The organism is Streptomyces sp. H39-C1 (assembly GCF_027158125.1).
GTDB lineage: Bacteria > Actinomycetota > Actinomycetes > Streptomycetales > Streptomycetaceae > Actinacidiphila > Actinacidiphila fildesensis.
The window spans coordinates 1-13,956 of record NZ_JAPVLS010000107.1 but is presented as its reverse complement, the minus strand read 5'-3'; the positions used below and the strand labels follow the sequence as shown (position 1 = coordinate 13,956).

The window sequence follows — 13,956 nt, the reverse complement described above, 5'->3', positions numbered from 1 at the left end:
TGTGGTGATGACGCGTGTACGACACAGCCTCTACCAGGGCATCGGGCGAGGGATGCTCCGCGCTGCGGTGCACCTCGCTGAGCCAGTCATGCCGCCCTGGCCGGGGCGAGCCGCCTCGCTCGACGAGTGGCGAACGTGGCTGGGCGTTGTGTGGGCCGACGAGACCTTCCGGCAGACGGTGACTGCCGCCAGTCCGGACCTGGCCGGCCAGGTGCAGGCGATCCTCGACGGTCGGTCCCCGAAGCTGCGCCGCGTACGCCGGGCTGCAATGGCAGTGGCTCGTTACGCGATCCGGTACGCGCGCCGCTCCACTCCGTTCGGCCTCTTTGCGGGCGTCGGGCCGATCGAGTTCGGGGACACAGCAGCGGTCCGCTTCGGCAATCGGCACCAGACCGTCACCCGCCGCGACCCGGTGGCGCTCGATGAGGCGGTTACGGCTTGGGAGGCGGATGGCACGCGGTTGGCCGACGTCGACGTGTGTGTCAATACCCTCGCCCAGCAGCGCGATGAGCACATCTGTGTGCCGTCCGAGGGCGATGCCGAGTTCCGCCTTCAGGCAAGCAGTCCTGTGCTCAGGTTCGTTCTCGACGCGGCGTGCGACCCCATCCGCTACTCCCTGCTGTCGGACAAGCTCGCGGCTGAGTTCCCGGAAACGTCCGAACACGCCCGCGCCCAGCTCCTCGGAGAGCTGCTGCGGGTACGGCTGTTGCGGTCGTCGCTGCGCGCCCCCGCGACCGTCGTCGACCCCACCGACGCCTTACCGCCGGCGCTGCTCGCGCAGGCACGCGGCGGCGCGCCAGCTACCGATTTGCGACTGGACGCCGCGGTGCAGCTGCCGCGGGCGGTGCTGACCGAGGCGGAGACAGCCGCGACCGTCCTGACCCGGCTCGTCACGCACCCGAACGGCACACCGACCTGGTGCCGATGGGTCGAGCAGTTCACCGAACGCTACGGCGAGAACACCGCGGTGCCGGTGGAGGTGGCGACCGACCCCGAGCGAGGCGTGGGTTTCCCCGGCGGCTTCGTCAAGGTGGTCGAGCCTGCCCGTCCGATGTCCCGGCGCGATCGGCTCTTGCTGGAGCTGGCCGGGACTGCGGCCGTCGAAGGTGCACGCTCGGTGGCCCTGACCGGCGCGATGATCGAGGAACTGGAGGAGGCTGGGGAAAGGCCCCGGCTCATCGCGCCGCACCTCGAACTGGCCGCCCAACTCCATGCCTGCTCGCCCCAGGCCCTGGAGCAGGGCAGATTCCGGCTCCGGGTGGTCACTGTCTCCCGTTCGGCCGGTTCGATGACGGGCCGGTTCTGGCATCTCCTCCCTGATACCGGCGCCGCGTACACGGATCTGCCCACGGTCGAGCCCGGCGCCGAGTTGGTCCAGCTCTCCTTCCACGCCGGGCGTGTCCCGGCCGACCTGCTCACCCGGGCACCGCGCGTGCTGCCCCGGATCGTCAGCGTCGGTGAGTTCCGCCACCGCGGCGACGGCGTGCTGTTCCCTTCAGACCTTGCTGTCAGGGTCCGCCACGGCCGACCCTGCCTGGTCGAAATCGCAACCGGCGCGGGCCTGGAACTCCTCGCGCCGACCGCGATCAACTTCCTGTGGAACAACTACACGCCGCCGATGGCCCGTTTCTTGGGCGAGATCAGCCGAGCCACCGCACCGCAGGTGACCTGGTTCGACTGGGGCGCGGCCTGGGCGCTGCCCTTTACCCCGGCGCTCACCTACCGGCGCACCATCCTCGCGAGTGCGCGGTGGAAAGTCCGGGCCCGGGATCTGCCCCGCCGGACCGCGACCTCGGAGGAGTGGGCCGAGCAACTGCACGCCTGGCGAGGTCGGTTCCGGGTGCCCGCCCGTGTGCTGTTGGCCGAGGACGATCAACAGCTCCCCCTCGACCTCAGCCAGGAGATGCACCTTGATCTGCTGCGCGCGCACCTGGACGCCAGCCCCATCGGCATCGCCACCCTGCACGAGGCTCCTCCGCCCGACGCCGATGACTGGATCGGCGGCAGGGCCCACAGCCTCGTCCTTGCCTTGGCGGCACGCTCATGACGACTACGACGCTCCCGCAGCGTACGCAGGACCTGTCCGAAGGTGCTCTCGGGATGGCGCTGCTGCACATCGAGCGCGGTGATCTGCCTACCGCCCGGCGCCACCTCGCGCAGGCTGTCGCGCACGGAGTGAGCACCGGCGGCAATGCGAGCTTGTTCCACGGCGCTCCCGCGCTGGAGTTCGTCCTCGCCCGCGGCGGACATGCCAGCGCCCACGTCCGCGCCGTTGTCGACGGCGTGGTGGATGTCCGGCTGGCCGCAGCCCGGCGGCGCCAGACCTCGGGGGCCCTGCCCCACCTCGCGGAATGGGACCACATCCGTGGCCTGGCCGGACTGGGTGCACTGCTCCTTACGCGGGGGGCGCCCTCCGCCCTGCTGACCGACGTGTTGACCTACTTGGTCTCTTTGTCACGGCCTGTCCGTGTCGCGGGCCGGGAGCTGCCGGGATGGTGGTCCGCTGTCGGACCCGACGGTGAGGAGCTGGCCGGCGGGCACAGCAACAACGGCGTGGCACACGGCATCGCCGGCCCTCTCGCGGTGCTCTCCCTTGCCGCACGGCACGACGTCTTGGTGCCGGGGCAGCACGCGGCGATCGAGGTGTTCGCGCGCTGGCTGGACAGGTACGGCGTCAACTACTGGACCACCCAGAACTATCTGGAGGCCGCCGAGCCACCCGAGCCGGAGCCCGCTCGCCAGTCCTGGTGCTACGGCGGGCCGGGCATCGCCCGCGCCCAGCAGCTCGCCGCGCTCGCCCTGGGCGACCCTGCCCGACGCCAGGCGGCCGAAGACACCGTCGTACGCACGCTCACTGATCCCTGCCACCTCGCCCGGATCACCGACGCCACGCTGTGCCACGGCTGGGCCGGGCTGATAACCCTCGCCCGCGCCGTAGCCGCCGACAGCCCGACCCCCGAGCGCTTCACCCCTGCGATCGCCGACCTGCACCAGCGCCTGACCATCGACCTAGCCCGGCTACGAAAGCCCGGGTTCATGGAGGGCCGCAGCGGCGCGCAGCTCGCCCTCGACGCAATGAACGTAACGAACTGGACCAGCGTGCTGCTGATCACTTGACTACACACCGACCCCACCGGCAAGGAGCGCCCACGCGCATGACCTTTGACGACGAACACTTTCCGATCACCCACGGCACGATCTGGTGGCACGCCAGCGTCGCCTTCGCCGGCGGCGCGATGAGCCCCAAGGACGCCCAGACCCTGTCGGCCGCATTACGCGACCAGCGCTTCCACTTCCTGCGCAAGGACTCAGGGCTGCGCCTGCGCACCGAGCGCCCCTGCGCCACCCTGCTGGACCGCCTCGTCGCCGAGCGGCAGGCGACCGGATGGGTCGGCGGCATCTACGAGCCGGAGACCGAAGCCTTCGGCGGCCCCCAGGGCATGGACGTGGCACACGACGTGTTCTGCGCCGACAGCCGCAGCGCCCTGCCCGAGACCGGCAGCAACGGCACCCGCGAGCGCTGCGTGATGCTGCTGTCCGCGATGATCCGCGAAGCTGGCCTGGACCCGTTCGAGGCCGGAGACGTCTGGTCTCAATTCGCCGCCCTGCGTCCCCCCGTTACCCCGCCCGCCGGGCCCGCACGCGACCGTTCCGTGTCGGCCATGCGGCGTCTGATGAACGCGGACGCCGCCCTGCGGCTGGACGCCGAACCCGGCTGGGCCGAGCGCGTCGCCGCCTTCGAGGACGCCGGCCGTCGCCTGCGCCGGCTTGCCGCTGATGGACGACTGATACGCGGCCTGCGTGCTGTTCTCGCCCATCACGCGATCTTCGCGTTCAACCGCGCTGGGGTGTCTGCCGCCGAGCAGGCCGCCACTGCGTGGTTGGGCCGCCAGTACATGCCCCCCGTCCCCACACACCTGAACTGGACCCCGTGGGACGGCGTCGGTCCTGGAGCCGAGATCCTCGGCGACATCACGGGCAAGCGCGTGCTGGACATCGGCTCCGGCGCCGGCCACCACGCCGTGCACCTGGCACAGGCTCACGGCACCCACATGACCGCAATCGAGCGGTCCCCCACCCAGCACCAACGAGCCCTCGGCACCCACGCTGAGGTGCCCAACGTGCAATTCGTTCTCGGCGACGTGGTCGACTACCTCCGAACCACCAAGCTCTTCGACGCCGCGTATGCCATCGGCAGCCTGGCCTTCGCCGATCCGCACCGGACGCTCCCCGCGCTGCGCGACGGCCTGCATCCCCGCGCGCCACTGGTCCTCTCACTCCTCCACACAGACCTGCACAACCACGGCCCCTCCACGACGGTCGCGCCACGCGAGCAGATGATCCCGCTACGGGACCGCCCGCCGCTGGCCACCCAGATGTGGGTCCTGTCACCCCACCTGTGGGAGGACCTGCTCAACGAATATGGCTTCCGAGTCGAGGCCATCGACCTCCTGCGGCACCCCGACGCGACCGTGCCCGTGGTGCAGCAGCTCATCCTCGCCCAATGCCTGCCCGACCGTCCCCAGCGCCGCAGCAGCCGGCCTCGCACCACGCGGCCTCCCGCGCCGCGGCGGCCGTCGACCTGACGCTGAGCGACCACCAGGGCCGCGAGCTGGACATGGGCACGCGCGTCAACGCCAGTCCCGAGCAATCCAACGGCGCCTGCACAGCGATGCACCCGGTCTCAGCGACCGGGCCCTCACCAACCGGGCCACCTTGGGCGGCGCACTGCCCGCAACCGACCACCCCGCCTTTCACGAACGAGGAGCGATCTATGGGAATCACCCCAACCGACTGGTCCGAGCACTACACCGGCGGACAAGGCTTCCGGCGACTCGGGGACGAGGAGAGGCGCCTGCTCATCGACCACGCCCCGGCGCCTGAGGGCGCCCGCGCGCTCGACGTCGGCTGCGGAACCGGCGAAATGGCCGTCCACCTCGCCTCGCTCGGGTACACCGTCGACGCCGTGGACTTCGCCGAGGGCGCACTGGAGCGGGCCCGCGCGGAGCACACCGGAGCGGCGAGGGTGCGCTGGCTGCGTCTGGACGTCGAGCATGACGACCTGGCCGACCTCGTCGAGGACGGCTACGACCTGGTCGTGCTGCGGTTGTCCATCGCCTTCCTCCGCGATCGTGCCCGTGTCCTGCGCCGTCTGGCCGCGCGGCTGCGCGAGTGCGGGGTGCTCTTCATCATCACGCCGGTCGCGGATCACACCGCACAGGAGCGGCGCAACATCGCGCTGGACGAGAGCGAACTCGCGGCGCTCACCGACGGGTTTGAGCATGTCGAGAGGTTCGACGCGGAGGGCCTGGCGGTGCTGGTCCTACGCGGGCCGGCCGGATCGTTCAGCGCGGAGGAGAAACTACGGCCCGAGCCACAGGCCGTTTTCGGTGCCGCGGTGGTGGTCACCGACACGTTCGGCCGGGTCCTGCTCGGTCGCTCGACACGGGGCATGTGGGAGCTGCCCGGAGGCCGCATCGAAACCGGCGAAGCCGCACCGGTCGCCGCTGTGCGGGAGTTGGCGGAGGAGACCGGGCTGATGGCGCGCGTGGAGGACGCCTATGTCATCACCGTGCTCCACGACGACCACCTCGATGTGCGCCGCGTCACCGCCGTGGTCCGCGTCACCAGCTGGGGCGGTGCACTGTCGCTGCCCGAGCCGCACCGCTTCGTGCGCTGGGAGTGGCACGACCTGAACGCCCTGGACACCCTCGGGAAGATCTTCGCGCCCAGCGCCCAGGCGCTCACCGCGGTGTGGCCCGGAGTGCTGCCGGGGCTGTCGCCTGTCCACTCCTACCCGTGCGCCACCGAGGTACCGCCGGTGCCCGGTGAGCCGACCGAAGCCGTCCGGTATCGCCAGCAGATGACGGAGACGGTCGTCGCTGGCGGCTGGGCCCCCTCCCAGCCGGTGCGGGATGCGCTGCAGACCGTGCCCCGCCACCGCTTCGTCCCGGAGGTTAACCTCGCGACCGCCTACGACGGCGGCGACCGTGCTGTCATCACCCGGCGCGACGAGGCCGGAACCGCGATCAGTTCGGTGTCCGCAGCCTGGCTGCAGGCCGACATGATCGAGCAACTCCGGCTGGAGCCGGGCATGACTGTGCTGGAAGTCGGATCGGGCGGCTACAACGGCGAGCTCCTGGCGCACGTCCTGGGACCGCGGGGGCGCGTAGTGACCGTGGACGTCGACCCGTACGTCGTGCACCGCACCCAGCGCCTGTGCACGGAAGCCGGCAGCGGCCGAGTCACCGCCCTCCTCGGCGACGGCGGACTTGGGGCACCCGCACATGTCCCTACTGGCGGGTTCGACGGGGTGATGATCACCCACAACGCGGCTGACATCGCGCCGGCCTGGCGCGAGCAACTCCGTGAGGGCGCGCGGTTGGTGGTACCGCTGGAGATGGGCGGATACACCCGCTCTCTCACCCTGGTGCAGCGTGGCGACGTGCTGCACTGCGAGCACTGGACGTACTGCGGGTTCGTACGGGACCGCGGCGCCGCCGCCCGCACCGCTCCTGCCGTCCGTCTGGCCGACGGCGAGGTCACAGTGAGGTGGGAAGACGGTGAGCCCGGTGACACCGTCGGGCTCGAACAGGCGTTGCGTGGGGAGCGGTACGAGGTCACCACCGGCCTCGTGGTTCGAGGTACCTTCAATTTCGAGACCTTGCAGGTCTACGCCGCGACCACGCTGCCGGGGTTCTGTCGCCTGGCCGCCCCGGAAGGGTCCACGCTGGTAGCCCAGCAAGATGCGACCGCGATGCTGTCGGACGGCTCCCTCGCCTACCTGACCTACCGCAAGGTCAAGGACGCCCCGGATCCGGACGACCGTCTCACCGAGTTCTTCATCCACGCCTACGGCCCAGCCGCCGCCGAGCTGGCGGAGCGCTTCGCCGACTGCGTGCGCACCTGGGACCAAAAGGTGCGCGAGCGCGGCTACCCGCCGATGACCGTCCACCCGGCCGGCACCCCGGACGAGCAGCTGCCGGCCGGTGACGTGCTCGACAAGCCCTCCGCGAGGCTCGTCTTCCAGCGGCCCGGCCGCGTTCCCAACGGGACGCAGGACCTGCTCTCGGTAGGCGGACGGCGTACCTGACTCCGACAAGTCGATCCCTGCGGAATCCGAGCCCCCAGAGGCTGCCGAGGCCGGCGGGCTGCCGACCTCGTTCTCACTGTGCGCCCACCCGTACCTGACCGGGCAGGCGGCGAGTCCCGGGGCCCGGCCGTCGCCTCGGCCGGCGCCGGAGTTCTGGCCGGCGCTTGCTCGGTGCCCACAGCGATGTGGACCGGGACCGCCATTCTGTGCCTGCCGCCCCGCCTGCTGCTGGTGACCCAGGTCGGCCGTCTGACGGCCATGCCCCTGGCTGCCGTCTCGCCCTCCAAGAGGCAGCGTGACGCCGCGCGTGGACGCAGTACCCGATGTCCTGGCCCCCGTGGTCCAGCTCACCAGAGCCGGCCGCCCCCTGTCATCTGAACCGTCCCAGCCCCTGAGAGGGGATCCCGCCCCGTGACGTCCCCCGCAACGCCCTCCCTGCTCGGTGTGTTCGCCCATCCCGACGACGAAAGCCTCCTCGCCGGCGGGGTCCTCGCCCAGCATTCCGCCGCGCAAGCGCGCACGGCTGTCGTCACCATGACGTGGGCACCCGACAGCCCGCGCGCCGCCGAACTCGCCAACGCGTTGCGCGTACTCGGTGCGGGAGCGCCTCGCATGCTCGGATACGGAGACGCCCGCGAGCCGCAGGCGACCCCAGGCCGCCCGCGGCTCGTCGATGCACCGCTGGACGAAGTGATCGCCGCTCTGGTCCACCAGATCCGTTCGTTCCGCCCTGACATCGTGGTGACGCACGACGCCCTGGGCCAGCTCACCGGTCACCCCGACCACCGCCGCACCCACCAGGCCGCTCTCCTGGCCGTTCAGGACGCGGGGCTCGCGCACTTGCACCCCGAAGCCGGTGAGCCCTGGCAACCGCGCGCCGTGTACTGCGCCACGCATCCCGAGTCCGGCGTCGGCGATCTCGGACCGCTGCTGGAGGCCGTCGGCAAACGCGTACTCGCGACCCCGGACGCGTACGCCACCACGGCCGTCGACGTCACCCCGTGGCTGGAGCAGAAGTGGTCGGCGATCCTCGCGCACCGCGGGGAGGTCGCCCGTGAACGCGCGTTGCCCGGGATCCTCGCCCGCCTACCTGTGGAGACCCGGCGAAGGATCAACGCAACCGAGTACTTCTCCCGGCTCGCGACCGGGCCCGTCCCGGACGCACCTCACCGGCTCACCGCCTGACGGGGCCCACAGCCTCAATCCACCCCCGGCCCCACCGGCCCCTTCTGACTCGGAGAGCCATGACGACCACATCCGTTCCCGGCGAACTGCCCAGCAGCGCAATGATCGACGAGGCGTACGGCGCCCTGCGTACCTCGGCCGCCCTGTGGGTCGGGACGTCCGTGCTGATCACCAACCAGCTCGGGCAGGTCCTCGTCCAACACGTCGACTATCGCGACACGTGTCTTCTGCCGGGCGGCGCCGTGGACAAGTGCGAGTCCCCCGCTCACGCCGCTGCCCGTGAACTGGTGGAGGAGCTCGCCATCACCGCTGTCACCGAGCGGGGCCTGGCCGTCGACTGGGTCTCCGCCGACAGCACCGGTGCGCCGGCGGCCATGCGGTTTCCCGGCGAGATTCTGCACGTTTTCGACGGCGGCACATGGGACGACGACCGGATCAGCGAAATCCATCTGCCGCCAAGCGAGATCACCGCGATCGAGTTCGTCGAGCCCGCACGGCTGCCCGACTTGCTCGCCCCGCCCGACGCCCGACGCGCCATGTCCGCGCTGCGCGCCCGAATCAATGCGGCCGGCACGGTACTTCTGGAAAACGGCCTCCCGATCGCCCCCACCGTCCTCGACCGGCTTGGCGTCCTGCAGACCGCTCGCCCCACCTACCGCTACCCCTGGCATCAGGGACCGGCCCCGCACGACCTCACCGTCGCCCAGGTGTGGGCGTGGCTGTTCGCGCCGGACGGGCGCGTCCTCGTCCTCCTCGACCCCCGCACAGGAGTCGCCATCCTGCCCGGTGGCACACCCGAGGAGCAAGACCAGGGCGACCCCGTATCCACCCTGCGCCGCGAAGCCGAAGAGGAGGCAGCAGCGCGATTCGGGAGCCCGCTGCTTCTGGGACACGTCACCGACCCCGCCGTGCGGCGCGGATACCTGCGCTACGCCGCGGCACTCACCGGCGTCGACCCCGCCCGGCCCGATCCGGCCACCGGCCACACCTACACCCGCATCCTGGCTACCCCCGAACAGACCACGGACCTCTTCGACTGGGGACCTGCGGCCGCCGACCAACTCGCCGCCGTCCACCAGGCTCGCCGGCAGCTCGGCCTCCCCCGGGCCGTCCGCCAACCCGTCACCCAACTCACCGGCCCCGCGGCCTGGTAGCCGCCCGCACCCCGTCCACCACCGCCCAGAGGAACCCATGAACTCCTTGCCCCGCCCGCCGTCCACGCCTGATGCCCCGGCTTCGTCCCCTGCGGCTGTTCCTAGCCCGTCCACGCTCCCCCTGGGCACTCCTGCCACTGGCCCGGAATCGGAGCACCGCACGGGGCACTGCCAGTGCGGTCACATCGCCTACGAGGTCCTCGGCACGCCGGACGACCCTCACCTGTGTTCCTGTGAACACGAAACGCGCATCTCCGGCGGCCACGCCGTGCTCTGGGTCGGCTTCCGCAGGGACGGACTGACCTGGACCGGCCCCGGCCGCGAACCCACCTGGTTCGCGACCTACACCACCCTCAAGCGGGGCTTTTGCCCTCGTTGCGGAACCCATGTCATCTCCATTGCCGCCGGCTCGGACATGATCATGGTGACCGGGTTCAGCCTCACCGACCAGACAGGCATCGAACCCGTCGGACACAGTTTCCGCGAGACGGCAGCACCGTGGATGACTGTCACCCTCGCTCCCGACCCACGCGCCCCACGGCCCGCTGCATCGTGACTCACTCCCGGCCAACCGGCCCCACGCGCCATTGGTCACCGACCCGCTCTGCCGTGTCCTGCGCGAATCCACGCCGCATTGCGGCCCGGCGGGCGACTGGTCTTCTCCGTCGGACGGGTCCGCGCCGGCAAGTTGCAAGGTACGTGGGTCGACAACCTCACCCTGGCCGACTGCGCCCGACTGCCCGTCGTCCACTACAGCCGCGACGGCACCGCCTGGACGAACCTGCTGATCCGGCACGGCTTCACCGGCGTTGGCTGCGTCGCGGTTCCGGCCCGGCGGGCGGAGGCCAACCTCACGCTGGTCCTGACGGCCACACGGCCCCGCGGGTGAACACGGCGGTTGCCCTCACGTCCGGACGAGCACCCGCTCCTCGTCCGGCTCAGCCATCGACAGCCACGCCCGTGTGACTGAGCGCTTCAGTTGGCCCCATCGGCCATGTAGAGCGCTAAGCTCGCGAGGCTCTGCCCAGGGAGCGTCCAGCGGCGCATCCGTATCCGGAAGGTGGACCTTTGCGGAGACTGCGGCCTGGGAGGGCGTACATGGGCTGACCTGCGACGACTCGGGGCCAGGTAGACCGGACCGTCCTGACGTTGGCCGTTCGCCCCTATGAGGTCTTACTCCGCGCCCGCCGGCGCCGGCCTGGCAACCGTCCAGACCGGCGCTGGCGGGGCGACGTCACGCAGGGACTCCGAGCGGCGGGTGCTCGAGCACGCGGGGCTTGTACTCGACCAGCTGGATGCGGCCGTCGAAGGTGCGGTGCTCGATCATCTCGAGGGCAACGTCCGGATAGCCGTCGTAGATGCGTTCTTCGCCCGTGGCCCCGGTGATCACCGGGAACATCACGACCCGGAAGCGGTCGACGAGTCCGGCCCGTAGCAGGGACCGGCACAAGCTGAGGCTGCCGATCGTGCTGAGGAGCCCCGAGGCACTCGACTTCATGACGCGGACCGCCTCGACAGCGTCGTCGCGGACGAGCCTGGAGTTGGCCCACGTCAGTGGCTCCTCGAGTGAGGAGGAGAACACCACCTTGGACGCTTGCGTGAGCTCGTCGACGGACGCCTCTTCCTCGGGCCTGAACTCGTCTTGGCCCTTCGGGACCTTGCCTGCGGCGAAGCCCGACATCAGGCGGTAGGTGTTCGCTCCCATCAGGTAAGTGGCCTCGGGCTGCTCGCCGAGCCAGGCGAGGTACTCCGGGCCCTCGAGGCCCCAGAACCCGGGCCACCCCTCTCCCGATGCGTGGCCGTCGAGGGAGGTGATGAAGTCGACGAGAAGCTCCGACATGGCGGTGTCCTTTCCTCGGGTGTCACGAGCTTGGACCGGCCGGGAGCAACAAACTCATCGGCCACGCTGTGGAGTAACGAGAAACCCATGACGCTGCAGCCGATCAGATCGGCGGAGCGCCACCCGCGAACGGCCCGGGCCAACCGTCGCGCTCAGCCGGGCCAAGTACAACGCTCAGGGGCCAACTGAATCGCTCAGTCACAGCCCGGTGACCGTGATCGCGCCCCAGGCCAGCGAGACGATTCGAACACGCGTACGATGAGCGTACGGCCCCTCCGCTCCGCTCCTTTCCCCAGGATCTGGCCGCAGCGCAGCTCGCCCTGCACCTCACCTGCCGCGAGCTCGCCGCTCTGTATGACCGACTCCCCCGCTACGCCGTGTCGGCCGCGGCATGGGTCGGCCCCGACGGCACCGCACACCCGGCGGCAGCTGGCTGGAGCGAGACGGACCACGCGGCGGTGGAGGAACTACTGGACCGCGAGCGCGAACTACGCGCCGTCATCGCTGGGGATCCGTTCTGGACGACCGCTGCCCATGGGAAACGTCGTCACCCCGAGCGCTGCCGGCGCTGCGCATGGGGGCGCTGGAGCAGGCGGCGTAGCCATGCGCGAGCGACAGGAGCATGAGCAGGTCGACCGACATGATGGGGCGGAGCCGCCCGCGTCCGCACCGATACCGCCGGTAGGGGTGATGCTGCCGGACCGGCAGGAAATTACCGCCCTGCTGCACGGCTGGACCCAGACCCGCCATGGTGCATGGTTCTGCGACGTGGAAATCACCGCTTGGACCCTGACCCGGCTGCCGGACCGGGAGATCGCCGAGCCTGCGCCCATCCGCTTCGCCGTTCCCGCCCACCGCGTCACCCCGGTCCCCGACACCTCCTACGAGGGTGTGTCGCTGCGTCGGCATCCCGACGCGGTACGTCGTCTGCGCTCCCCCCGCCGCGCACCCGGGCCGCCGACGGCGCCATCGGAGCCTGACCCGCCTCCGGAGGCCGAGTGGCAGTTGCACACGCTGGGCGGGGACCCTCCACGGCGCAGCCTGCACCATGGCGACTGCTGGATACCAAAAAGTGGGACGCCGCTCACCGCCGCCCAGGCCCGCACAGCAGCCGCCCAAAAGGACATCGCGGCGGACTGCACGATCTGCCACGTTGCTCAGCGCCTGCCAGCCATCGGCCGATGAGTACCATCCTGCCCGCCGTGCGGATTGCGCGGACTTCGCGCTGGTCTGCCGTGTCGTCCAGCGGCTGCCTGCCATCAGGGTGTAGCCGCCACCGGCTGCCGTGCGGTGGTCGCTGATCTCGATAGCCTGCGCGGTCGAACCGAGGTCGCGGCTCGTGATCTTGGTGTAGGGGCGGCCGTGTTCGTACTCTGGTTCGTGCTTCGGGCTCATGCTGACCATGACGAGCTGGGCCGACCATGAGCAGATCGAAGGAACGACGAACATGAAGCATGGGAATTGACGTGGTGGACAGTGTGGAGCGGGTGACGGTTACCACGAGCCGGGACCGGTCGGTCGATGTGTACAAGCCTGTACGCGTCGGTGCAGCAGCGCGGCCCGCCGTTCTGCTGTGGCACGGGCTCGGGCCCAACGAGCGAGACGTCATGGGCGCGATCGCGGCGCAACTGGCTGGCCTGGGCATTCCGGCGTTCGCTGCGGACTGGCAGTCGGACGCGAAGGACAGCGGGCAAGCGGACCTGCTCGGTTCGCTGGAGTACGTGCGGAAGCACGCCACCGAGTACGGGGGCGATGGGCGGCTGGTGACAGTCGGCTGGTCAGCGGGGGCGGGGCCGGCGGTTTCGATGGCGTTCCGTCCGGACCTGGTGGACGGCTGGCGCCCGCTGGCGGTGGTCGGTCTGGCCGGGCGATACGACCTGGTGGCGCGTTCTTCAGGGACCCCACCGGTTGAGGAACTGGCTGTGACAACCGCGTCGCCGGTACCTGTGTGGTTGTCGCACGGGACGGCGGACGACGTTCTGGAGTGGCGGGAGTCGCAGAAATTCGCGGGGGCAGTGCTCGACCGGGGATGGCCGGTGCACTGGGAGCCAGTGGACACCGATCACGCCGGGATTTTGGGGATGGAGTACGACGTGGCGGCGCAACGGTGCGTGCCGTCGTGGTCCGAGGGTGCCCAGCGGGGTCTTCGGGCCGCGGTGCGGCTGGTCGAATCGGCGGTGCGCGGCGGCGAAGCCCTGTAAATACGTGTGCCCCCCGACCCACGGGTTTCCGGGTCGGGGGGCAGCTGACCTGGATTGACGTGCTCAGGTGCGATGCAATGCGGGTCAGCCGGCTGCGGGCGCCAATGAAGAGCCAGGTGCTGCGGTAGCAGCCGCGGCCTGGCTCTTGAAGTGGGCGGCAATGCGCAGAAGGAGCCGCATCTCCTGTGCCGCGGTGTCGGCCGGCACCCGGGCGTCGGCGTACTCGACCGGGGTCGTGGCCGGGCGCCCTTCCTGGTGGGCGCGTAGCGCATGGTGGATCTGCTCGGCGGTCACCGCGGCGGCGCATTCAGCAGCGGTGAGTTGCGCGTGGCGGGTTTCGGCGGAACCGCGGGCGTTGGCGCCCAGGTATGGCCGGAGTTCGATCATGCCGTCGCGGATCTCGGTGCTGCGCCGGTAGAGGGCGAAGTTGATCGATCGCAGGCGCAGGAAGGTGCTGCGCTGGGGCGGGGCTTCGACGGCGGT

At 70.6% G+C, this 13,956-nt stretch carries 12 protein-coding genes; 10 read left to right on the top strand and 2 right to left on the bottom strand.

Features of this window, described 5'->3' with window-relative positions; all coding sequences use genetic code 11:
• Nucleotides 1-7 precede the first annotated feature (7 nt).
• From O3W51_RS41220 to O3W51_RS41185, 8 genes are all read left to right on the top strand, one after another.
• The gene (locus O3W51_RS41220) at nucleotides 8-2,047 is read left to right on the top strand and encodes a lantibiotic dehydratase family protein (protein ID WP_269288894.1); all 2,040 of its coding nucleotides are present in this window, start codon (nucleotides 8-10) and stop codon (nucleotides 2,045-2,047) included.
• Complete coding sequence (locus O3W51_RS41215) at nucleotides 2,044-3,117, top strand: lanthionine synthetase LanC family protein (protein WP_269288893.1); 1,074 nt, start codon at nucleotides 2,044-2,046, stop codon at nucleotides 3,115-3,117. Before O3W51_RS41220 ends, O3W51_RS41215 begins: the two co-directional genes overlap by 4 nt.
• Before the next feature lie 38 nt (nucleotides 3,118-3,155).
• Nucleotides 3,156-4,586 carry a thiopeptide-type bacteriocin biosynthesis protein gene (locus tag O3W51_RS41210; protein ID WP_269288892.1) on the top strand — a complete coding sequence of 477 codons (1,431 nt, stop codon included), beginning with the start codon at nucleotides 3,156-3,158 and terminating at the stop codon, nucleotides 4,584-4,586.
• Between the two features lie 188 nt (nucleotides 4,587-4,774).
• Nucleotides 4,775-7,093 carry a methyltransferase, FxLD system gene (gene fxlM / locus O3W51_RS41205; protein ID WP_269288891.1) on the top strand — a complete coding sequence of 773 codons (2,319 nt, stop codon included), beginning with the start codon at nucleotides 4,775-4,777 and terminating at the stop codon, nucleotides 7,091-7,093.
• A gap of 411 nt (nucleotides 7,094-7,504) precedes the next feature.
• The gene (locus O3W51_RS41200) at nucleotides 7,505-8,278 is read left to right on the top strand and encodes a PIG-L deacetylase family protein (protein WP_269288888.1); all 774 of its coding nucleotides are present in this window, start codon (nucleotides 7,505-7,507) and stop codon (nucleotides 8,276-8,278) included.
• A 59-nt stretch (nucleotides 8,279-8,337) separates the two neighbouring features.
• Entirely contained in the window at nucleotides 8,338-9,432 is a 1,095-nt protein-coding gene (locus O3W51_RS41195; protein ID WP_269288887.1) for an NUDIX domain-containing protein, read from the top strand.
• Between the two features lie 37 nt (nucleotides 9,433-9,469).
• On the top strand, nucleotides 9,470-9,988 hold the full coding sequence (locus O3W51_RS41190) for a GFA family protein (protein WP_269288886.1): 519 nt from the start codon (nucleotides 9,470-9,472) through the stop codon (nucleotides 9,986-9,988).
• A 132-nt stretch (nucleotides 9,989-10,120) separates the two neighbouring features.
• Entirely contained in the window at nucleotides 10,121-10,321 is a 201-nt protein-coding gene (locus O3W51_RS41185) for a hypothetical protein (RefSeq protein ID WP_269288884.1), read from the top strand.
• A gap of 345 nt (nucleotides 10,322-10,666) precedes the next feature.
• Here the strand turns inward: O3W51_RS41185 and O3W51_RS41180 are convergent, their stop codons facing one another.
• Entirely contained in the window at nucleotides 10,667-11,272 is a 606-nt protein-coding gene (locus O3W51_RS41180; protein ID WP_269288882.1) for a dihydrofolate reductase family protein, read from the bottom strand.
• Nucleotides 11,273-11,875: 603 nt separating this feature from the next.
• On the opposite strand from O3W51_RS41180, the gene O3W51_RS41175 reads away from it, so the two are divergent.
• Nucleotides 11,876-12,457 carry a DUF6233 domain-containing protein gene (locus tag O3W51_RS41175; protein ID WP_269288881.1) on the top strand — a complete coding sequence of 194 codons (582 nt, stop codon included), beginning with the start codon at nucleotides 11,876-11,878 and terminating at the stop codon, nucleotides 12,455-12,457.
• 269 nt (nucleotides 12,458-12,726) lie between these two features.
• A complete protein-coding gene (locus tag O3W51_RS41170; RefSeq protein ID WP_269288878.1) occupies nucleotides 12,727-13,473 on the top strand; it encodes an alpha/beta hydrolase in 747 nt (248 codons plus the stop codon).
• Nucleotides 13,474-13,557: 84 nt separating this feature from the next.
• Here the strand turns inward: O3W51_RS41170 and O3W51_RS41165 are convergent.
• On the bottom strand, nucleotides 13,558-13,956 hold a 399-nt coding region (locus tag O3W51_RS41165), incomplete at its 5' end, for a DUF6545 domain-containing protein (RefSeq protein ID WP_331284137.1).

What these genes read in the sequence shown, in the direction of transcription:
- O3W51_RS41220 (WP_269288894.1), top strand. Translation starts at nt 8, where the DNA reads ATGACGCGTGTACGACACAGCCTCTACCAGGGCATCGGGCGAGGGATG.
- O3W51_RS41215 (WP_269288893.1), top strand. Translation starts at nt 2,044, where the DNA reads ATGACGACTACGACGCTCCCGCAGCGTACGCAGGACCTGTCCGAAGGT.
- O3W51_RS41210 (WP_269288892.1), top strand. Translation starts at nt 3,156, where the DNA reads ATGACCTTTGACGACGAACACTTTCCGATCACCCACGGCACGATCTGG.
- fxlM (WP_269288891.1), top strand. Translation starts at nt 4,775, where the DNA reads ATGGGAATCACCCCAACCGACTGGTCCGAGCACTACACCGGCGGACAA.
- O3W51_RS41195 (WP_269288887.1), top strand. Translation starts at nt 8,338, where the DNA reads ATGACGACCACATCCGTTCCCGGCGAACTGCCCAGCAGCGCAATGATC.
- O3W51_RS41190 (WP_269288886.1), top strand. Translation starts at nt 9,470, where the DNA reads ATGAACTCCTTGCCCCGCCCGCCGTCCACGCCTGATGCCCCGGCTTCG.
- O3W51_RS41180 (WP_269288882.1), bottom strand. Translation starts at nt 11,272, where the DNA reads ATGTCGGAGCTTCTCGTCGACTTCATCACCTCCCTCGACGGCCACGCA.
- O3W51_RS41175 (WP_269288881.1), top strand. Translation starts at nt 11,876, where the DNA reads ATGCGCGAGCGACAGGAGCATGAGCAGGTCGACCGACATGATGGGGCG.
- O3W51_RS41170 (WP_269288878.1), top strand. Translation starts at nt 12,727, where the DNA reads ATGGGAATTGACGTGGTGGACAGTGTGGAGCGGGTGACGGTTACCACG.